Origin of the sequence: Streptomyces sparsogenes, assembly GCF_001704635.1 — a bacterium.
Classification (GTDB): Bacteria; Actinomycetota; Actinomycetes; order Streptomycetales; family Streptomycetaceae; genus Streptomyces; species Streptomyces sparsogenes.
Window position 1 is genome coordinate 23,392 of record NZ_MAXF01000136.1, and the last position, 19,282, is coordinate 42,673.

16 protein-coding genes are annotated in these 19,282 nt (G+C 74.5%); 3 read left to right on the forward strand and 13 right to left on the reverse strand.

Going from position 1 to position 19,282, the window contains the following annotated elements; translation table 11 throughout:
- Positions 1 to 14: 14 nt before the first annotated feature.
- From BBH68_RS28085 to BBH68_RS28110, 6 genes are all read right to left on the reverse strand, one after another.
- Complete coding sequence (locus BBH68_RS28085) at positions 15 to 2,255, reverse strand: family 2 encapsulin nanocompartment cargo protein terpene cyclase (RefSeq protein ID WP_065966503.1); 2,241 nt, start codon at positions 2,253 to 2,255, stop codon at positions 15 to 17.
- Positions 2,256 to 2,291: 36 nt separating this feature from the next.
- Positions 2,292 to 3,704, reverse strand: a complete 1,413-nt coding sequence (locus BBH68_RS28090) for a family 2B encapsulin nanocompartment shell protein (RefSeq protein ID WP_065966504.1) — start codon at positions 3,702 to 3,704, stop codon at positions 2,292 to 2,294.
- A 146-nt stretch (positions 3,705 to 3,850) separates the two neighbouring features.
- A complete protein-coding gene (locus BBH68_RS28095) occupies positions 3,851 to 5,734 on the reverse strand; it encodes a serine/threonine-protein kinase (protein ID WP_065966505.1) in 1,884 nt (627 codons plus the stop codon).
- A 216-nt stretch (positions 5,735 to 5,950) separates the two neighbouring features.
- Positions 5,951 to 6,883 (reverse strand): D-alanyl-D-alanine carboxypeptidase family protein, encoded by a 933-nt coding sequence (locus BBH68_RS28100; RefSeq protein WP_065966506.1) that lies wholly within the window; start codon positions 6,881 to 6,883, stop codon positions 5,951 to 5,953.
- Positions 6,884 to 6,959: 76 nt separating this feature from the next.
- Entirely contained in the window at positions 6,960 to 7,730 is a 771-nt protein-coding gene (locus BBH68_RS28105) for an HAD family hydrolase (protein ID WP_065966507.1), read from the reverse strand.
- 26 nt (positions 7,731 to 7,756) lie between these two features.
- The gene (locus BBH68_RS28110; RefSeq protein WP_065966508.1) at positions 7,757 to 8,272 is read right to left on the reverse strand and encodes an Lrp/AsnC family transcriptional regulator; all 516 of its coding nucleotides are present in this window, start codon (positions 8,270 to 8,272) and stop codon (positions 7,757 to 7,759) included.
- Positions 8,273 to 8,528: 256 nt separating this feature from the next.
- On the opposite strand from BBH68_RS28110, the gene BBH68_RS28115 reads away from it, so the two are divergent.
- Positions 8,529 to 10,028: an FUSC family protein gene (locus tag BBH68_RS28115; RefSeq protein ID WP_065966691.1), complete on the forward strand. Its 1,500-nt coding sequence runs from the start codon at positions 8,529 to 8,531 to the stop codon at positions 10,026 to 10,028.
- An 88-nt stretch (positions 10,029 to 10,116) separates the two neighbouring features.
- Positions 10,117 to 11,169, forward strand: coding sequence for a lactonase family protein (locus BBH68_RS28120; protein ID WP_065966692.1), 1,053 nt, complete (start codon positions 10,117 to 10,119; stop codon positions 11,167 to 11,169).
- A gap of 96 nt (positions 11,170 to 11,265) precedes the next feature.
- On the opposite strand, the gene BBH68_RS28125 is transcribed toward BBH68_RS28120, so the two are convergent.
- The 6 genes from BBH68_RS28125 to BBH68_RS28150 all read right to left on the reverse strand — a co-directional run bounded on the left by BBH68_RS28125 (position 11,266) and on the right by BBH68_RS28150 (position 17,344).
- Positions 11,266 to 12,258 carry a sirohydrochlorin chelatase family protein gene (locus BBH68_RS28125; RefSeq protein WP_079151239.1) on the reverse strand — a complete coding sequence of 331 codons (993 nt, stop codon included), beginning with the start codon at positions 12,256 to 12,258 and terminating at the stop codon, positions 11,266 to 11,268.
- A gap of 11 nt (positions 12,259 to 12,269) precedes the next feature.
- Entirely contained in the window at positions 12,270 to 13,376 is a 1,107-nt protein-coding gene (locus tag BBH68_RS28130; RefSeq protein WP_065966510.1) for an N-acetylglucosamine kinase, read from the reverse strand.
- A gap of 3 nt (positions 13,377 to 13,379) precedes the next feature.
- The gene (locus BBH68_RS28135) at positions 13,380 to 14,195 is read right to left on the reverse strand and encodes an LURP-one-related family protein (RefSeq protein ID WP_065966511.1); all 816 of its coding nucleotides are present in this window, start codon (positions 14,193 to 14,195) and stop codon (positions 13,380 to 13,382) included.
- A 39-nt stretch (positions 14,196 to 14,234) separates the two neighbouring features.
- Positions 14,235 to 14,897, reverse strand: a complete 663-nt coding sequence (locus BBH68_RS28140) for a uracil-DNA glycosylase (RefSeq protein ID WP_065966512.1) — start codon at positions 14,895 to 14,897, stop codon at positions 14,235 to 14,237.
- A 108-nt stretch (positions 14,898 to 15,005) separates the two neighbouring features.
- The gene (locus BBH68_RS28145) at positions 15,006 to 16,091 is read right to left on the reverse strand and encodes a WD40/YVTN/BNR-like repeat-containing protein (RefSeq protein ID WP_065966513.1); all 1,086 of its coding nucleotides are present in this window, start codon (positions 16,089 to 16,091) and stop codon (positions 15,006 to 15,008) included.
- Between the two features lie 155 nt (positions 16,092 to 16,246).
- Positions 16,247 to 17,344 carry an NADH:flavin oxidoreductase/NADH oxidase gene (locus BBH68_RS28150; protein ID WP_065966514.1) on the reverse strand — a complete coding sequence of 366 codons (1,098 nt, stop codon included), beginning with the start codon at positions 17,342 to 17,344 and terminating at the stop codon, positions 16,247 to 16,249.
- A gap of 145 nt (positions 17,345 to 17,489) precedes the next feature.
- Here BBH68_RS28150 and BBH68_RS28155 point away from each other — a divergent pair, with 145 nt between their 5' ends.
- A complete protein-coding gene (locus BBH68_RS28155) occupies positions 17,490 to 17,864 on the forward strand; it encodes an ArsR/SmtB family transcription factor (RefSeq protein WP_065966515.1) in 375 nt (124 codons plus the stop codon).
- Between the two features lie 17 nt (positions 17,865 to 17,881).
- Here the strand turns inward: BBH68_RS28155 and BBH68_RS28160 are convergent, their stop codons facing one another.
- Positions 17,882 to 19,222 (reverse strand): FAD-dependent oxidoreductase, encoded by a 1,341-nt coding sequence (locus tag BBH68_RS28160; protein ID WP_065966516.1) that lies wholly within the window; start codon positions 19,220 to 19,222, stop codon positions 17,882 to 17,884.
- Positions 19,223 to 19,282 lie beyond the last annotated feature (60 nt).

The window sequence follows — 19,282 nt, forward strand, 5'->3', positions numbered from 1 at the left end:
GCCGTCCGCGCCCCTCAGACGGCGGGCATCCCGGTCGCGGGCGCGGCGAGGCGGGCGGCCGCGGTGCCGAGACCCGTGGGGCCGTACGAGGTGCGCGGCGGCAGGCCCACCGGACGCCGCAGCTCGGACTCCGTGTAGCGGCGGCACCGCCGGTGCCAGACCAGGACCCCGGCCATCCAGTTCTGCAGCTCGCGCGTGTAACCGTCGAGCGTGGCGCGGACCGTGGCGTCCAGCGCCAGGTCCTCGGCCATCGCCGGCAGCTCGGTGGAGACGATCCGCTCGAACTCGCGCATCCGGGAGTTGGCCAGGTCGCCGACGATGTGCAGGGCCTCGGGAACGCCGCAGCCGAAGAAGTCCTGGACCACCAGCACACAGTTGTGGATCTCGCCCTCGAACTCGACCTCCTTCCGGAAGGAGTGGAGGTCGTTGAGCAGCCCCGCGTAGTCCCCGGCCGCGTGCTCCATGGCCCGCACCGGGCGGGCCCCCAGCACCGCGGGCGGCATCTCGGGCCAGTGGGACAGCCTGGACAGGCTCATGGTCAGATCCGCCCCGAAGGTCTTGCGGCGCATCTCGATGTAGTCGACCGGGTCCGGGACGCGGTGCTCCATCTCGTTCGCGAGCTCCCAGATCCAGCTGTCCGTCATGTCCTCGATGGTGCGGCGGAAGGCGCGGCGCGCGCTCACCTCCATCGGCCCCGCCGTACGCGACCACAGGTCGGCCAGGCCCCGCTCCAGCGCGTTCACCGGGACGGGCGTGGCGGTGGACTCCACCGGCATGAAGGCCGCCAGCCGGGCGTTGCTCGCCTTGGCGCCGGCCAGGTCGAAGGTGCGCCCGAAGACGGCCGGGTAGTAGTCGTCCGCGTAGGTGCCCCAGGTTAGCCAGCCGGTGGTCAGGTCCAGCTCCTCCAGGGTGGCGTCCGGGTGGATGCCGGCCGAGCACAGCGCGAAGTCGAAGGCCCGCAGCTTGTGCTCGTCCCACACGCCGAAGCCGGGGAGCCCGGGCGGAACGTCCAGCATCCCCATCCGCCGCGCCCATCCCACGACGTTCTCCCGGGAGCGGTCCAGATGGGGGCTGAGCAGGGCCGGGTAGGGCATGTGGAGATCCGGGAGCCGCACGGGTCCGACCGCCCGGCGGGGCGGGTGCGCATGGCTCCTGAGCCGGAACGGCAAGGTGGCCGCCAGCGAGGTGACCACGCGGGCCGCCGAGGTGCCCAGGCCCGTCGGCCCGCCCGGGAGCCCCGCCCCGCCGGGGGCGCCGGCCCCGCCGCCGTTCATATAGCGGCTGGAGCGCAGGTGCCACTCATGGCCGCCGGACTGCCAGTCCTGCAGCCCCTTGGCGTAGGTGAGGACGTCCGCGCAGGACCGCGGGTCCAGGCCGGCCTCCGCGAACAGCGGCGGCAGCTCGGTGAACACGGTGTGCTCGAACTGCTGGAGCCGTGAGGTGATCAGGTCGTTGACGGCGTCGGCGGCCGCCTGGGTGTCGCAGCCCAGGAACCGCTCGAAGACCAGCACGCCGTTGGACAGCTCCCCCTCGTCCTCGACCTCCCGCTGATAGGAGAACAGGTCGTTGCGCAGATGCACCGCGTCGGCGAACGCGTCCCTGAGCACCAGCAGCGGACGGCTCGCCGCGACCGCCTCGGGCACCTCCGCGCCCGCCGCGTACTCCACAAGACCGGCGGACCAGGGGGCGCCGCCGACCTTGCGGCGCATCTCGATGTACTCCAGCGGGTTGGCCACCCGGCCCTCGCGGATGTTGGACAGCTCCCACATGCTCTCTTCGAGCAGATGCCGGGTGGCCTCGGCGAACCGCCGCCGCCAGCCCGGCGACATGGCCGGTGTGGTACGGGCCCACAGGTCGGCGAGGCCCCGCTCCACCGCGTTCCCCGGCTCCCCGGCGGCCTCCTCCTCCGGGCGCACCGGCATGAAGGCCCGCAGCCGGTCCAGATACGCCTTGGCGCCGGCCATGTCCTGGCTGCGCTTGAAGCTCTCCAGGAAGTGGTCGTCGAAGAAGAACACCCACACGTACCAGTCGGTCACCGTGGCCAGCACCTCGGCCGGCGCGTCCGGGTGGGTGTAGGCGCAGAGCAGGGCGTAGTCGTGGGAGTCGAAGTCGGACTCGTCCCACACGCCCGACCCCTCGATCATCTCCATCGCGCGGGCCCATCGCTTGGAGTGCTCCCGGGCCGCCGCCAGATGGGGATTGAGCCGGGCCGGATAGGGCTCGTAGAAGTCCGGCAGCTCGAAGGGCTGTGACATCCGCGCCTCACCTCTCGTCGTGTCGGGGACGGACGGTCAGTCGCGCCCGTGGGAGATCTCGACGTTCTCCAGGACGCCGAGCGCGTCCGGCACCAGGACGGCCGCGGAGTAGTAGGCCGTGACGAGGTAGGAGATCAGCGCCTTCTCGTCGATGCCCATGAACCGCACGGACAGACCGGGCTCGTACTCGTCGGGCAGCCCCGTCTGGTGCAGCCCGATGACGCCCTGGTCGTCCTCCCCGGTGCGCATGACGATGATGGAGCTGGTGCGCTCCTTGGTGATGGGGATCTTGTTGCAGGGCAGGATGGGCACCCCGCGCCAGGCGGGCACCTTGTTGCCGTTCAGATCGACGTGGTCGGGGTAGAGGCCGCGGGAGTTCAGCTCGCGGCCGATGGCGGCGATGGTGCGCGGGTGGGCGAAGAAGAACCGCGAGCCGCGGCGGCGGCTCAGCAGCTCGTCGAGGTCGTCCGGGGTCGGCGGGCCGGAGTGGGTCTGGATCCGCTGGCTGTACTCGGCGTTGTGCAGCAGCCCGAACTCGCGGTTGTTGATCATCTCGTGTTCCTGCCGCTCGCGCAGGGCCTCGATGGTCAGCCGCAACTGCTGCTCGGTCTGGTTCATCGGCTTGTTGTAGAGGTCCGCCACCCGGGTGTGCACCCGCAGCACGGTCTGGGCCACGCTGAGCTCGTACTCGCGCGGATGGAGCTCGTAGTCGACGAAGGTCCCGGGCAGGTCCACCTCGCCGGCGTGGCCGGAGGACACCGCGATCTCGGCCTCGCCGCGCTCGTTCTGCCGCTGCCGGGGGAGCGCGGCGAACTCGGCGACATGCGCCTGGAGGGCGGGCGAGCCCTCCACGATCGAGGTGAACTCGCGCTGCGGAAGCGCCAGCAAGGTGCCGCTGGTGACGGCCTTGGCGGTGTACTCCCACGTCGAGTCGGCGCGAAGCAGGCACTGCTCGCCGAACCGGTCGCCGTCTCCCAGCACGCCCAGGCGGGTGGGCTCGCCGTACGCGCCGCTGCCGGTCTTCTGCACCTTGCCGTGCGCGATCAGATAGAGGTGGTCGGCGGCCGTGCCCTCCTCCACCAGCACCTCGCCGGCCTCGAAGTCGCGCTGGACGAAGCGGTTGGCGAGCGCCGTCAGCACGCCCACGTCCTCGAAGCCGCGCAGCACCGCCAGCTCGCCGAGCTCACGCGGAATGACCTGGACCCGCGAGCCGGTCTTCACGAACTCGATGCGTCCGTCCCCGACCGTGTACGTCAGGCGCCGGTTGACCCGGTACACCCCGCCCTCGGTCTGCACCCACGGAAGCACCTTGAGCAGCCAGCGGGAGGTGATCCCCTGCATCTGCGGTACGGACTTGGTGGTGGTGGCGAGGTTGCGTGCGGCGGCGGTGCCGAGGCTGAGCTGCTCCTGCGGTTCCGGCTGCGCTTCGCTGGCCGCGTCTACCGACATCAGCCGTGTCTCCTTTGCGTGCGGGGGGTTGGGCGCGAACAACCAGCACGCTAGGGGCCGTTGGGCGACGGAAGCGGGAACGGTGGACGCGACTCATCAGATCGGATGATCGTGAGATCGCCGGGGTTTAACGATCAGGTCGCCGGTCAGCCGCCCGGCAGGGCGGCGGCGGCCGACTCGGCGAGGGCGGTGGCCCGTTCGCAGGGCCGGTCCCCGGCGCGTGCCCCGCTGAGGACCAGGCGCACCCTCTCGGTCGGCCCGTCGGCGTGGCTCCGACCGGGGTGGGCGAACACGTCGACCGCGCAGGTGCCCTCGCCCTCGTACCCCGGCATCACGACGGCGTCGTGTCCGCTGAGCCTGGTGAACCGGCTGTTCTCCGGAGGGGAGAAGTAGCCCTGGTCGAACCTCAGCCCCACCCCCAAGGGGCCGGTCGTGCTGGTCCAGTCGCAGGCCCACCGGCCGAAGCCGGCGTCCGGGTCCCGGGCGTCGATGCCCGGGACGACCTCCAGCGCCCGGGCGTCGAGCAGCCCGCAGGCGTCCCGCCGGGCCAATGAGCCGGCCGGCGGCCCCGGCGAGCGCCGGGGGAGCACTCCCCGGCCGAGCACGGTGGCCGCGTGCCGGGCCGCGACATCGGCGATGTCGCAGAGCGGCGCCTCGGCCTCGTCGATCAGCTTCGCGGTCACCTCGACGGCCGCGTCCCGCACCCCCGACAGCACGAGGGTACGGGCGCAACGCCCGCTCCCGGCGTGGTCCGGCACGACCGTGACCCTCTTCGCGGCGGTGGTCGCCGCCGTGGTGCCCGGCGGGGCCTCGGCGCGGAACTCCGCCGTCACATCGACGATCTCGTTGTCGTCCGAGCTCAGGAGGACGTCGCAGCGGTTGAAGTTGCCGTAATGGGAGTCGACCCGGGCGTCGTGCCCGAACCGCTCGAACACGCCGGCCTTCAGCAAGGCGCACGGATCGGCGGTGCGGGGATCGCCGAAGCCGAAGCCCGGGGCCGGGGTGGCGCTCGGGGCGGCGGTCCGCGAGGACCTGCCGCCGGCGGACGGGGAGGCCTCCTTCGACGAGGAGTCGCGCGGCCACAGCGCCACCAGGGCGGCCACCACCACCACGGCCGCGACCCCCCAGGCGACCGGGCGGGGCGGTATCAGGGACGGCCGCCGGGGCGCGGTGGTCGTTGCGCCCTGCCCGCCCCCGAACGGCGTGAGCGGCCGGGTCACCTCGTCCAGGCGCAGCTCGGGGAGCAGCGCCACCGGCCCCGCCACCTCCCGCAGCGCCCCCAGCGCCTCGGCCGCGCCGGGCCGTTCCCCCGGCTCGGTCCGTAGCATCGCGGTGAGCGGCTCGCGCAGGGGCCCGAACTCCTCGCCCAGCGCCTCGGTCCGGAACGTGTGGCCGGGGCCGCGCGGCGGCGGTCCTCCCGCGACCAGGGCGTACACGGTGGCCCCGAGCGAGGCCACGTCGGACGCCGGCTCGGGGACCCCGTGGAACAGCTCGGGGGCGGCGTAGGCGGGGGTGAAGCGGATCGGGCGACGGGGCGACTCGGTCGCCTCGGGGTCGAGGCGGTAGGCGGCGCCGAAGTCGGCCAGCTTCGCCACACCGTCCTCGGTGATCACCACATTGTGCGGTTTCACGTCGCAGTGCACGATGCCCTTGGCGTGCAGCGCCACCAGCGCGTTCGCGATCTGGGCGCCAATGTGCGCCGCGGACCTCACGGGCAGCCGGGCCGAGCCGTCGAGGCTGCCGCCGGTCACCTGCTGCATCACCAGCCAGAAGGTGGCGTTCCGCCCCTGACCGGTGCGTTCGACTCCGTACAGGGTGACCACGTTCGGGTGGTCGGCGAACTTCACCAGCGCGCGGGCCTCGGCCACCAGCTCCTCGTAGGCGGCCTGGCTGTTGTCCGCCACTTTGGCCCGTTTCAGGACGACGCGCTGGCCCAGCTCCGGCTCGACGGCGAACCAGACCACACCGCGGCCGCCCCCGACGGGCCCCTTCGTGAGCCGGTACCTGCCGACCATCTCACCCGGGCGCACTTCGGACGCTCCCCTCACACGGGTCCGGATCCGCGCCACGGCCGGGCGCGTGCACCGAACTTACTGCGTGAGGGACCGGCCACACAGCGTTTCGGCCGCTTACGGCTCCCCGCCCGGCCCGGGGCCCCGGCGGCCGGCCGGGAGGAACGCGCGACGCCCCGCCCGGAAAAGGTCGTCCGGGCGGGGCGTCGGCCACCGGGGGCTACAGGGCGGTGATCAGTCCTGCTGCGCGCCCTCGGGGAGCTGGCGCCACTTCACCGTGGTGCGGGTGTTGAACGCCCAGTCCAGCATCTTCTTGGCGTCCGGGTACCGCTTCGGGGCGTTGAGGATCACGCCCACGATCGTGCGTCCGCCGCGCTTGGCGGCGAAGACGAGGCACCTGCCGGGCGCCGTGCCGGTGCCCGTCTTGACGCCGATCGCGCCGCTGTACGAACCCAGCAGCCGGTTGGTGTTGTTCCAGTAGTACGTCCTGGTCCTGCCGTTGGCCGCGGGGGCCTTCTGGATGGTGTCCACGGACTTGACGACCGTGGCCAGGGTGGAGTTGCCGAGCGCGTGCCGGGCCAGCTTGGTCAGGTCGCGGGGCGTGGTGTAGTTCTGCCCCCCGTCCGATATGCCGTCGAAGGTGTCGTAGTGGGTCTTGGTCATCCCCAGCGCGGCGGCCTTCTTGTTCATCTTCCCGATGAAGGACTTGGTGCGCTTGGCCGTGGTGTCACCCGTGCCGAACGTGTCGGCGAGGGCCATGGCCGCGTCGCAGCCGGACGGCAGCATCAGGCCGTACAGCAGCTGTTTGACGGTGAGCTTGTCCCCCTTCTTCAGGTCGGCCTTGCTGCCGCCGACCCGGGCGACGTAGTCGATGTACGACTGCTTGACGGCGACCTTCTTGCCGAGGTCCACCCCCCTCGTGTCGAGCACCACGACCGCGGTCATGAGCTTCGTGGTGCTCGCCATCGGCCGCTTGGTGTCGGCCGCCTTGGCCCACAGCTGCTTGTTCGCGCCGCTGTCGAACAGGTACGCGCCCTTGGCGCTGATGCCCGACGGGCCGCCGGCGGCCTGGGCGCTCGACGTGGGCAGCGCGACCGACAGGGCGGCCGTGGAAGCGATGACGGCCGCTCCCCAGCGACGCACCGCGGTTCCCCCAGATCTTCCCATATGCCCTCCATCTCCTCGTGAGTTCATGGGCGAGCGCATCATGTCATCGAGGGACGGAAGGGACGACGTCGGGGCGTCAGTTGCCGGATGCCGCCCAGGCGTAGGCGGCCTCGGCGTCGAACTCCCGCTGGCCGCCGGCGAAAAGCAGCCCGGCCGAGGCGAACGGGGCGGTGCCCCCCGGCTGGTCGCCCCCGCCCGGGGCGCCGCCGCCCGGGGCCTCGCCGTCGGGCATGCCGCCCGGGGCGCCGCCTTCGGGGGCGTAGGGGACCGCGATGCAGCGCATGCCCGCCCGGCGCGCCGCCTCCACCCCGGGTGCCGCGTCCTCCACCACCACGCAGTCGGCGGGGGCGACGCCCAGTCGGCGCGCGGCCTCCAGGAAGACATCCGGCTCCGGCTTCCCGCGGCCCACCTCCTCCGCCGAGACCCGCACGGTCAGCAGCGGGCCCAGACCGGTGGCCTCCAGTACGGCGTCGATCGCGGCGCGGGAGGACCCGGACGCCACGGCGACGGGGTGCCCGGCGGCGCGCAGCCGCTCCGCGAACTCACGCATTCCCGGGAAGGCCCTGGCGGAGGTGCGGACCAGCTCCAGGTAGTGCCGGTTCTTGACGGCGACCAGCTCGTCCACCGGCGCGTCGATGCCGTGCTCGCGGCGCAGGATCTCCAGCGTCTCGCGGGTGCCGATGCCGAGGAAACGCAGGTGCCGCTCCCAGGTGAAGCCCGTGACGCCGTACCGCTCCAGGGTCAGCCGCCCCGCCTCGTAGTAGTGCGGCTCGCTGTCCACGAGCGTGCCGTCCAGGTCGAAGAGCACCGCGGGGGTGCGGGGCGGGGGCGTGGCGCGGGACGTCATGGGCACCAAGCATGCCAAGCGGGCGGTCAGCCCTCCCGGCGGGCCCCCGCCCGGTCGCGCCCGGCCGCGGCCGCCCGCCCCACCGACTCGACCAGCGGCAGCACCCGGTGGGCCACCCGCTGGCGCAGCGCCATCTCGGTGCGGGTGCGGACCACCCCGGGCAGCCGGATGAGCCGCTGGACGACGTCCTCCAGATGCTCGTTGTCCCGCGCCACGACCCGGGTCAGCAGATCCCCGGCGCCGGTGATCGAGAACGCCTCGATGATCTCGGGCACCCCGGCCAGCGCGTCGCCGACGTCGTCCAGATGGCCCTGGGTCACCTCGATATGGACGAACGCCAGGACCGGATGGCCGAGGGCGGAGGGGGACACGCTCGGCCCGTAGCCGGTGATCACCCCCGCGCGCTCCAGCCGGTCCAGCCGCGCCTGCACGGTGCCGCGCGCGACGCCCAGGACGCGGGCGTACTCGCGCACGCTGGTGCGCGGCTGCTCCAGGAGCAGCCGCAGGATCTTCGCGTCCAGCGCGTCCACCGCTGCCGCCATGAGCGGAAGCCCTCCCTCCGGCTGTCCCTGCCCTCTGCGGAAGGCGACTGTACGCCACGGGGCCATTGGCTCTCCTCCGGCCCGCCGATGACGGCCAGGACTGTGCCAATGGCCCAGCGATCCCGGCCTGCCTTGAGCCAGGAGCCCGGACCGTGCTGTGATGACGGGGTCAATGGCGCTGCGAATCCCGCGGCGCCTTTTTCACGCGCGGGCGCCGAGAGGGAGCGGGGAAGCGGTGCGGCTGAAGAGGGTGTTCATGGCTCCGGACCCGGGGCGGCTGCGGCTGCGCGCCTCCGCGCGCGCCGTCCTCGGCATCGGCCTGGCCGTGGCCGCCGTGGTGGCGGCCGGCCTGCCGACGGCCGCCGCGGTCACCGGCGGGCTCGCGGCGCTGCTCGCCCTGTTCACCGTCGCCGACCCCACCGTGCGGGGCCAGGCGGTCACCACCGCGCTGCTCCCGCTCGCCGGGCTTCCGGTGCTCGCCCTGGCCACCGCGCTGCACGAGCGGCCGCTCGCCCGCGACGCGGCCTTCCTCGCGGTCGTCTTCTGCGGGGTCGCCGCCCGGCGCCACGGGCCGCGCGGCAACGCGCTGGGCATCTTCGCCTTCATGATGTTCTTCGCCACCCAGTTCCTCCACGCGGTGCCGGACCGCCTGCCGCAGCTGTGCGCGGCGGTGCTGCTCGCGCTCGCCACGGCGGCCGGGGTGCGCTTCGGCCTCTGGCGCCTCGAGCGCCGCACCCCGCCGCCCGCCGCCCCGGCGCCGCCCGCGGCCGGGCGGGGGACGGCCCACCCGGCCGTCCGGCAGGCCTTCCAGGCGGCCGCCGCCTGCGCGTTCGCGCTCGCCGTCGGGCAGGCCGTCTCCCAGGAGCGCTGGTACTGGGCCGTCGGCACCGCCTGGTGGATCTTCGTCAACACCGCCTCCCGCGGCGAGACGCTGGTCCGCGGCTTCCGCCGGGTCGTGGGCACGGTGTGCGGCATCGCGGCGGGGCTGCTGATCGCGGTGCCGCTGCACGGCGCCCCCGCGCCCACCCTCGCCCTCCTCGCCGCCTGCGTCTTCGGCATCTTCTACACCGCGCCCCTGTCCTACAGCTGGATGATGTTCTTCGTCACGCTGCTGGCCGGGCTGCTCTACGGGCTCCTCGGCGTGCTCCACCCGGGGCTGCTCGCGCTGCGCCTGGAGCAGACGGCCGTCGGCGCCCTCGGCGCGGCCCTCGCCGTCACGTTCGTTCTGCCGATCACCACGCACGCCGCGACCGACGCCTGGATCGGGCGCGCCCTGCGCTGCGTACGGGAGTGCGCCGCCGAATCCGCGCGGCGGCTCGCGGGCGACCCGGCCGCCGACCCCGCGCCCCGGGTCGCCGAGCTGGAAGCGGTGCTGGGCCGGCTGCGGATGTCCCTCGCCCCGCTGCTGCACCCCCTCAGCCCGCTGCGCGCCCGCAGGGCCAGGGCCCGGCAGGTGATGGTGGCCCTCGACGACTGCGCCCGTCAGGCGCGCGGCCTCGCCGAGGTCGCCGCCGACCCGGACGCCTCGCACGACGCCCGGCTGACCGCCGCCTGCCTCCGCGTCGAGGCCGCGGTGGGACGCCTGGTGAACCCCGCGGCCCGCCCCGCCGCCGGACTCCTGGCCCCGGGCGCCGAGCCGCACCCCCACCCGGGCGCGGAGCGGGCGCTGGCGCATCTGCACGGCCTGGAGGCGTCGCTCACCGCCCTCGCGGCGCCCCTGCTCGGGGGCGCGAGGACGCCCCTGGCGGGGGCGTGACGCGCGCGAGAGCGCACGGGTATACGGGCTGGTCTAGACCGGTGCGCTACGGTCGGCTCCGACCGTAAGTCGGCGGAAGGGCAGCGTGGTGAGCCGGACAGGCAGTGGACAGCGGGCGTACATCGGATCGTTCACCTCGGAGGGCGGCGCCGGCGTCACGGTCGCGGCCGTGGACCCGGAGACGGGCGCGCTGAGCGCCCGGCACACCACGGACGCCGTGCCGAACCCCTCCTTCCTCGCGCTCGCGCCCGGCGGCGAGGTCCTCTACGCGGTGAGCGAGACGGACGACGGCGCGGCCGCCGCCTTCCGCGTCGCCGACCCGGCGCGGCCCCCCGCCCCGCTCGGCCCCCCGGTGCCCGTGCGCGGCGCCGGCCCGACGCACCTCGCGCTCGCCGCCGGATGCCTCCTGACCGCCAACTACGGCTCCGGGAGCGTCACCGCGCTCCCCGTACGGGACGACGGCGCGCTCGCCGAACCGTCCGCGGTGCTGCGCCACGAAGGCGGCGGTCCCGACGCCGACCGCCAGGAGGGCCCGCACGCGCACGCCGTCCACCCGGACCCCTCCGGCCGCTGGCTCCTGGCGGTCGACCTGGGCACGGACTCGGTGTGGGTGTACGCCCTGGGCGCGGGGCAGACCCCGCCGCGCCTCCACCGCGAGGTCCGGCTGCGCCCCGGCAGCGGCCCGCGCCACCTCGCCTTCCACCCCCGCGGCGACCGCGCGTACGTCGTGGGCGAGCTGGAGCCGACGGTCACGGTGTGCCGCTGGGACGCGGCGTCCGGCGTCCTCGACCCGCTCGGCGAGGCAGGTGTCCTGCCGGCCGGCACGGACCTTCCCACCTTCCCCTCGGAGGTCGTCGTCTCCGGCGACGGCCGCTTCGCGTGGGTGGCCAACCGCGGCCACGACAGCGTCACGACCCTCGCCCTCGACGCGTCCGGCGACACCGTGGCCCTGGTCGCCACCACGCCCTGCGGCGGCCACTGGCCGCGCGACCTGACCCTCGCTCCCTCGGGCCGGCACCTCTACGCGGCGAACCAGCGCTCGGGCGATGTCACCTGGTTCCGCGTCGACCCCGCCACGGGCGTGCCGACCCTGGCGGGCTCCCTCGACGCCCCGGCGGCGTCCTGCGTCGTCTTCGGCTGAGCGGCGCGGCCGGCCCCCCACACGGTCCCCGGCCGAGCGGCGCGGCCGGCCGCGCACGGCGGGCCCGGCCGCTCTCCCATGGGGGCAGGCGCCGCGTCAGCGCAGGGCGGGGGACGGCTGCTGGAGCTTGATGCCCAGCACCGTCGCGTACTTCGACAGCACCAGCTTGCCCACGGCCGGGTAGGCGCCGAGCGGCTCCGCGGCCGCGCACTCCGCCTCCTCGGCAGCGGCCGCGGGGAGGTCGGCGGCGACCTCGGGGCCGATCAGGTACGGGGCCAGGGCGAGCCGGGAGGAGCCCGCCGAGCGCAGCTGCTCGGCGACGCGGAGCACGGCCCCGTCCTCGTCCAGCGCGGCGGCCATCACCGGCACGGCCAGGCGCGCGGAGAGCAGCATGCCGGTGATGCCACCGGCCTGGGCCGCCTCGGCGCCGCCGACCGTGGCCAGGATGATCCCGTCCGCGGCGGTCGCGACCGTGAAGAGCCGGGCGCGGTCGGCGCGGGCCAGGCCCGCCTCCGACAGGCGCACGTGCAGGGCCTCGGCGAGGAGCGGGTGCGGGCCGAGGACGTCGGTGAGTTCGGCGGCGGAGCCGCTGTGCTTGACCGCCTGGCGTATCCGGCGCAGCAGCGCGTTGTCCGGCCCGGCGAGCAGCGGCACCACGACCGCGGACGGGGCGTCGTCGGCCGCGACGGCGGCCTTGGCGGCCGCGGCGGCCTCCGCGACGGCCTCGCCCTCCCCGCCGTGGGCCTCCGCCTCGGCCTTGGCGGCCTCGGCGGCCCGCCGCGCGCGCTCGCCGCGCTCCTGGGCGGCGCGGGTGAGCTGGGCCTCGAGCGCCGGGAAGTCCTCACTCTCGCCTTCGGCGTCCACATAACCGATCCGGGCGTCCAGGCCGGGCAGCTCGGAGCGGGCGATGCTCACGACCTCCTCGGCCAGGCTCCGGATGGCGTCGTCAGGGGAGCCCGGGACGGCGAGTACCAGCGGAGGGGCGCCGACGGGGGCGACCACGGGCTCCGGCCGGCGGTGCCGTCCGGGCTGGCGGGGACGCGGCATTCGTACAGGCAGGCCGGACGCGGGCCCAGTGGGGGAGCTCATGGCGCCGCATGTTAGTCGCTTGGTGTGATCGACTGTTCGGGAGGGGCCGACGGGGGGCCATCTGTCCCCATTTGCCGAGTCGTGCCGTCCGGGCCGCCCCGTACGACGCTCAGCAGCGCCGCGTCCACGGGCAGCCGCAGCGAGTCCGTGGCCAGCGCCGAGGCGAGGCGCACCGCGCCGGTCAGCGGGTCCCCGGCGGCCTCGGTCACGCGGGCGTGCGGCAGCCGTGTCGCCAACTCGGCGCGCAGGGGCGCGAGCAGGGGGTCGCCCATGCGGAACAGCCCGCCGGTGAGCGCCACCTCGCCCCCCTCGACCGCGGGACAGACCGCCTCCGCGGCTTGCGCGATGTGCCGCGCGGCGTCCCGCAGGATCGCGTCCGCGACCGGGTCCCGGTCCGCGCACCGCCCGACCTCGGGTGCGAACGAGGCCAGTACGGCGGGCCGGTCGGGGCGTGGATACAGCTTCCCGGGCAGTTCGCCCGCCGGGCCGAAGACCGCCTCCAGGCGGGCCAGCAGCGGCCGGGAGCCGCCTTCCCGCCCGTCGTACGCGCGCATCGCCGCTTCGAGACCGGCCCGGCCGATCCAGGCCCCGCCGCCGCAGTCGCCGAGCAGATGCCCCCAGCCGTCCGCGCGGCGCCAGCCGCCGCCTCCGCCCCCCGCGTCGTCCGGCAGGACGCCCAGGGCGATCATGCCCGTACCGGCCGCGATCACCGCGCCGGGCCGCTGGCCCAGCGCCCCCGCGTAGGCGGTCACCCCGTCGGCCGCCAGGGCCAGCCGCCGGGCGCCGAGGGAACGCGCCAGCGCCTCCGGCAGCCTGGCGCGCAGGTCGTCGCCGAGCGTGGCCATGCCCGCGGCGCCGACGCACACCGCCGCCACACCGTACGCCCCCGCCTCGTCCAGCAGCGCGCGGGCCGCCGGCACCACCCGGGCCAGCAGGCTCTCCGCGTCGATGCCCCGGTCGCCGACCACGGCGGGCGTGGGCGAGGACCAGGTCGGGCCCGGGGCCGGGCCGTCGCCGCCGCCCTCGGGCCGGGCGTCGGCGCGGGCCAGCGCGACCCGGACGCCGGAGCCGCCCGAGTCGATCCCGAGTACGTATGCCCGCTCCGCTTGGCCGCCCACCGGTCAGCCGAACCCGCGCGCGTCCTGCTTGAGCGCCGTGTCCACGGTCAGCGCGGTGGCCACGACGAGGCTCAGCAGCGGATCGGGCAGCTGGCGGTGGATCTGCAGGACATAGTTGTCCGCGGTCGTGAACATCGTCTTCGCCAGACCTTCCCAGGTCTTGGTGATCCGGGCGATCTCGCCGCCGGTGTGGTCCACGATGGCGAAGTTCCAGGCCCGCCAGTTCTCCGCCTTGATGGCGCCGATCTGCTGGCCGTTCACCTGGATCGCGAAGTTGATCTTGCCGATGGCGTTCTGCTGCACGATCTCGCCGACCGGCTGGCCGTCCGGGCGGGTCACCAGCACCTTCGACTTGATGAACTTCGCCGGGCGGGTGAGCACCAGATGCGGCTGCCCCTGGGCGTCCCGGATCTCCAGCTTGTGGGTCATGAACTGGTCGAGGCTCGACACGAACCGAGCCACCTTCTTGAGCGTGCTCTGACCGACCTGGACCACCGACCCGATGGTGCGCCCGTGCTGGTCGAAGACGCTGTACTCGTTGGTCAGCTCGATCAGCTTGGCCTTCTGGTTCACCACCAGCACCGGCTCGGTGAAGAGCGTGCCGCCGCCGGCGTGGGCCGGGGCGACGCCCGCCTGCTGCTGCACCTGGCGCTGGATCTTCGCCGGGTCGGCGACCGGCTGGGCCTGCTGCTGCGCCTGGCCCGGCTGCCCCGGGTGGGTGTGCTCGGTCCACTGCGCGCCGTCCCACCAGCGCAGCAGGTTCGGCGTGCCCTGCGGGTCGGCGTACCAGCCCGCAGGGGTGTTCGGATGTGTCGTCATGGCGGGCAGACTACCCGCCGCCCACCTGGACGGAAGCCGTCAGGGAAGGCGCCAGTCCACCGGCTGGGCCCCTTGTCGCGCCAGCAGCTCATTGGCGCGGCTGAACGGGCGCGAGCCGAAGAAGCCGCGGTCGGCGGACATGGGGGAGGGGTGCGCGGACTCGATGGCCGGCAGGCTGCCGAGCAGCGGGCGTACGTTGCGGGCGTCGCGGCCCCACAGGATGGACACCAGGGGGCGGCCGCGCTCGGCCAGCGCCCGGATGGCCTGCTCGGTGACCTCCTCCCAGCCCTTGCCCCGGTGCGCGGCGGGCCTGCGCGGCGCGGTGGTCAGCGCCTTGTTCAGCAGCAGCACCCCCTGCTCGGTCCACGGGGTCAGATCGCCGTTGGACGGGCGCGGCAGGCCGAGGTCGGTCTGCAGCTCGCGGTAGATGTTCTCCAGACTGCCGGGCAGCGGCCGCACGTCGGGGGCCACCGAGAAGCTCAGCCCCACGGCGTGGCCCGGCGTCGGATAGGGGTCCTGACCGACGATCAGGACGCGCACCTCGTCGAAGGGCTGCTGGAAGGCGCGCAGCACGTTCCGCCCGGCGGGGAGGTAGGTGCGCCCCGCCGCTATCTCGGCCCGCAGGAAGTCGCCCATCGCGGCGATGCGTCCTTCGACCGGCTCAAGTGCCTTGGCCCAGCCTGCTTCTACGATCTCGTTCAAGGGTCGTGCCACGTCGCGTCACTTTAGTGGCTCGGCGCGTGGCCCCGCGCCCGCTCACCGGATCAGGGGCCGCTCACCCGATCGGGCCGCTCATCCGTTCAGGGCCGCTCACCCCACCACCGCCGCCCGCACGCACAGCACGTCCGGAAGGTGCTCGGCGACCAGCCGCCAGCTGTCGCCCTCGTCCGCGCTGGCGTACACCTCGCCGTTGCGGTTGCCGAAGTAGACGCCCGCCGGGTCGGCGTCGTCCGTGCGCAGCGCGTCCCGCAGCACCACCCCGTAGTGGTCCCCCTCCGGCAGCCCGGCGGACAGCTCGGTCCACGACGAGCCCGCGTCCTCGGTGCGGAAGACCCGGCAGCGGTAGCCGGGCGGATAGCGGTCCGAGCCGTCGCTGACCGGGAACACATACGCCACGCCGCCGCGCCGGGGGTGGGCGGCGACCGCGAACCCGAAGTCGGCCGGCAGGCTCTTGCCGATCTCCGACCAGCTCGCCCCGGCGTCGTCGCTGCGGTAGACACCGCCGTGGTTCTGCAGATACAGCCGGTCGGGGTCCACCGCGTCCGGCGCGATCTTGTGCACGCACTGGCCGAACTCGGGGTAACGGTCGGGCAGGAACTCCGCCTTGAGGCCGGTGTTGGACGGGGCCCAGCTCGCCCCGCCGTCAGCCGACCGGTAGACCCCGCCCGAGGACACCGCCGCCAGCACCGCGCCCGGGTCGCGGGGGTCGGTGACGACCGTGTGGACCGCCTGGCCGCCGAAGCCGGCGCCCCACTCCGGCCGCTGCGGGTGCTCCCACAGGCCCCGGACGAACGCGAAGGTCTCCCCGCCGTCGTCGGACCGGAAGAGGGCGCCCGGCTGGGTGCCCGCGTAGACCACCTCGGGCGCGGCGGGCCCGGCCGGGTGCAGCTGCCAGACCCGCTCCAGCGAGGTGTCGGTGCCCTCCGGGAACCGCACCGCGGGCGCGGGCGGCTCGTGCCAGGTGCGCCCGAGGTCGTCGGAGCGGAAGACCGACGGGCCCCAGTGCGAGCTGTCGGCCCCGACCAGCAGCCGGGGCACGGCGCGGCGGGTGTCGACGCCGACGGAGTACACCGCCTGCATCGGGAAGTGCGGGCCGGTCAGGTCCCAGCCGCCGCCGCGGCGGCGCCCGAGGAACAGCCCTTTACGGGTGCCGATGGCGAGCAGGACGTCGTCCATGGGGTATCACTCCCTGCGATGTGCCCGACCTGATGTGCCCGGTCTGATGTGCCCGACTGATGCGTCCGGCCTGATGTGTCCGGCCTGATGTGTCCGACATCACAGAGTCTGCACCCCGCCACTGACAACGGCCCGCTTCACCGCGTCACCCCAGCTCAGACGGCGTAGCCGTACTGCGCCGGGACTGTGGCGGCCGTGCCCAGCTCGCGTCCCGCGCGCTGCGCCCAGTACGGGTCGCGCAGCAGCTCGCGGCCGAGCAGCACGGCGTCCGCCTCCCCGTTGGCGATGATCTTCTCGGCCTGCTCCGGCTCGGTGATCAGGCCGACCGCGGAGACCGGCATCCCGGTCTCCGCCCTGACGCGGGCGGCGAACGGCACCTGGTAGCCGGGGCCGACGGGGATCCGCGCCCGCGGCGCGTTGCCGCCGCTGGAGACGTCCAGCAGGTCCACGCCGTGCGCCTGGAGCTCCCGCGCGAACCGCACGGTCTCCTCGACCGTCCAGCCCTCGCGGTCGTCGGAGGCGTTCTCGGTCAGCCAGTCGGTCGCCGAGACCCGGAAGAACAGCGGCAGCTCGTCCGGCCACACCGCGCGCACCGCGTCCACGACCTCGAGCGCGAAGCGCGTCCGGTTCTCGAAGGAGCCGCCGTACTCGTCGGTGCGGCGGTTGCTGTGCGGGGAGAGGAACTCGCCGATCAGATAACCGTGCGCGCCGTGGACCTCGGCGACCTCGAACCCGGCGGCCAGCGCGCGCCGCGCCGCGTCCGCGAACTGCCCGACGATCTCCCCCAGCCGCTCGGCCGTCAGCTCCAGGGGCACCGGGTAGCCCTCGTCGAACGGCACCGGGCTGGGCCCGTACGGCCGCCAGCCGCCCCGCTCCTCGGCCACGGGCCCGCCGCCCTCCCACGGCCGGCCCGTCGAGGCCTTGCGCCCGGCGTGGGCCAGCTGGACACCCGGGGTGGTGCCGCGCTCCTTGAGGAAGGCGGTGATCCGGCGGAAGGCCTCCGCCTGGGTGTCGTTCCACAGGCCCAGGTCGGCGGGGCTGATCCGGCCCTCCGGGCTGACGGCGGTCGCCTCGGTCAGGATCAGGCCGGTGCCGCCGCTGGCCCGCGAGGTGTAGTGCGAGAAGTGCCAGTCGCCCGCCACCCCCGCCGCCGCGCCGCTGACCTCGGCGGAGTACTGGCACATGGGCGCCATCCAGATCCGGTTGGGAATGGTCAGCGACCGCAGGGTGTAGGGCTCGAACAGTGCGCTCACGGCAGGCTCCATCTCGCGTCGGCGCGTGGTTTCACGGGGACGTTCCACAGGGACGCTAGTACGATAAGCCTCGTAGTACGGCGGATGTCAAATTACGAAGATCCTCGTACAATGGGGTCTCGAAACGAGGCACCGAGGAGCAGTCGTGCAGCCGCGAACCACCGTCCAGCCACCGTCGTCCGGCCGCTCGCTGGAGCACCCCGCGCGCGACGCCATCCGCCTCGAGGACGTGCTCCACGCGCTGTCCGACCCGATGCGGATGCGGGTGGTGCGGACCCTGGCGGGGGAGACCGGCGAGCTGTCCTGTTCGGTCTTCGACCTGCCGGTGAGCAAGTCCACCACCACCCACCACTTCCGGGTGCTGCGGGAGTGCGGCGTGATCAACCAGATCTACCGGGGCACCGCCAAGATGAACGCGCTGCGCCGCGAGGACCTGGACGCGCTGTTCCCCGGACTCCTCGACAGCGTCCTGCGCGCCGCCGCCGACCAGGACCTGCGCCTCGGCCGCGACGGGGGCTGAGCCCCGCCGGGCCGCGCTCAGCCGTCGCGCGCCGCCGTCAGCAGCCCCGGCCAGTCCGGGATCTTCACCCGCGCGCGCCCCAGCGTCCGCCCGAGCGCCGCCTCCGCCGCCTCGATCCGCAGCCAGCCGGGCCACTCCACCGGCTCCAGGCCCATCGCGCGCAGCGCCGCCCGCGGATCCCCGGCCACCGGGCGCGCGAGGAGGGCGTCCGCGTCGGACAGCAGCGAGGCCACCGTCTCCTTGGAGCACGGCCGGTTGGTCCCGATGACCCCGGTCGGACCCCGCTTGATCCACCCCGCCACGTACTCGCCGGGCGACGGCGCGCCGCCGCGCAGCACCCGCCCCCGCTCGTGCGGGACCGTCCCGCTGTCCGCGGCGAACGGCAGCCCGGGCAGCGGCACGCCCCGGTAGCCGACCGAGCGCAGGACCAGCTCCGCCGGCACGTCCTCGAACTCGCCCGTCCCCACGACCGAGCCCGTCCCGTCCGGCGCGGTCCGCTCGAACCGCACCGCCCGCACGGCCTCCTCGCCGAGCAGGGCCGCCGGGCGCAGGAAGAAGCGCAGGTGGATCCGGCGCGGCCGGCCGGCGGGCGCGCGGCGCGCCCAGTCGCGCAGCACCTCCACATTGCGCCGGCCGGGCCCCGGCAGCCCCGACGGGTCGGCGAACGCCGGGTCGAGCGCCAGCTCCTCGGGCCGCACCAGCACATCCGCGCCGGTGAGCGTGGCCAGCTCGCGCAGCTCCTTGGTGGTGAACTTGGCCTGCGAGGGGCCGCGCCTGCCGACCATGTGGACGTCGGTGATCCGGCTGGCGGCGAGCGCGCCGAGCGCGGCGTGCGGCACATCGGTGGCGCGCAGCTCCTCCGCCCCGCGGGCCAGCACCCGCGCCACGTCGACCGCGACGTTCCCCACCCCGATGACCACGGCGGAGCGCGCGCCCAGCGCGAAGGCGTCGATCGCCGAGTCGGGGTGGGCGCTGTACCAGGAGACGAACTCGGTCGCGGAGAAGCTGCCCGTCAGGTCCTCCCCGGGGACGCCGAGCCGGCGGTCGGCCGCCGCCCCGACGCAGTACACCACCGCGTGGTAGAGCCCGAGCAGCCGCTCCGGCACCAGCGGCGCGGGCCCCACCGGCACATTGCCCAGGAAGCTGATCCGCGGGTGCTCCAGCACCGCGCGCAGGGTGTTCTGCAGGGACTTGATCTTCTCGTGGTCCGGGGCGACCCCGTAGCGCACCAGGCCGTACGGGCACGGCAGCCGGTCCAGGACGTCCACCGCCACCTCCGGCACGGCCTGCTGCTGGACGAGCGCCTGGGCGGCGTAGACCCCGCTCGGCCCGGACCCGACGACTGCGACGCGAAGCACGGCGGAGCTCCTTCCGGAGGATGACTCCAGCATCGCACCCGGCCGGTGCCCCGATCCGGC

Excerpts from the sequence above, each read along its gene's own strand:
- BBH68_RS28085 (WP_065966503.1), bottom strand. The coding sequence starts at position 2,255 with ATGTCACAGCCCTTCGAGCTGCCGGACTTCTACGAGCCCTATCCGGCC.
- BBH68_RS28090 (WP_065966504.1), bottom strand. The coding sequence starts at position 3,704 with ATGTCGGTAGACGCGGCCAGCGAAGCGCAGCCGGAACCGCAGGAGCAG.
- BBH68_RS28100 (WP_065966506.1), bottom strand. The coding sequence starts at position 6,883 with ATGGGAAGATCTGGGGGAACCGCGGTGCGTCGCTGGGGAGCGGCCGTC.
- BBH68_RS28105 (WP_065966507.1), bottom strand. The coding sequence starts at position 7,730 with ATGACGTCCCGCGCCACGCCCCCGCCCCGCACCCCCGCGGTGCTCTTC.
- BBH68_RS28110 (WP_065966508.1), bottom strand. The coding sequence starts at position 8,272 with ATGGCGGCAGCGGTGGACGCGCTGGACGCGAAGATCCTGCGGCTGCTC.
- BBH68_RS28115 (WP_065966691.1), top strand. The coding sequence starts at position 8,529 with ATGGCTCCGGACCCGGGGCGGCTGCGGCTGCGCGCCTCCGCGCGCGCC.
- BBH68_RS28125 (WP_079151239.1), bottom strand. The coding sequence starts at position 12,258 with ATGAGCTCCCCCACTGGGCCCGCGTCCGGCCTGCCTGTACGAATGCCG.
- BBH68_RS28135 (WP_065966511.1), bottom strand. The coding sequence starts at position 14,195 with ATGACGACACATCCGAACACCCCTGCGGGCTGGTACGCCGACCCGCAG.
- BBH68_RS28145 (WP_065966513.1), bottom strand. The coding sequence starts at position 16,091 with ATGGACGACGTCCTGCTCGCCATCGGCACCCGTAAAGGGCTGTTCCTC.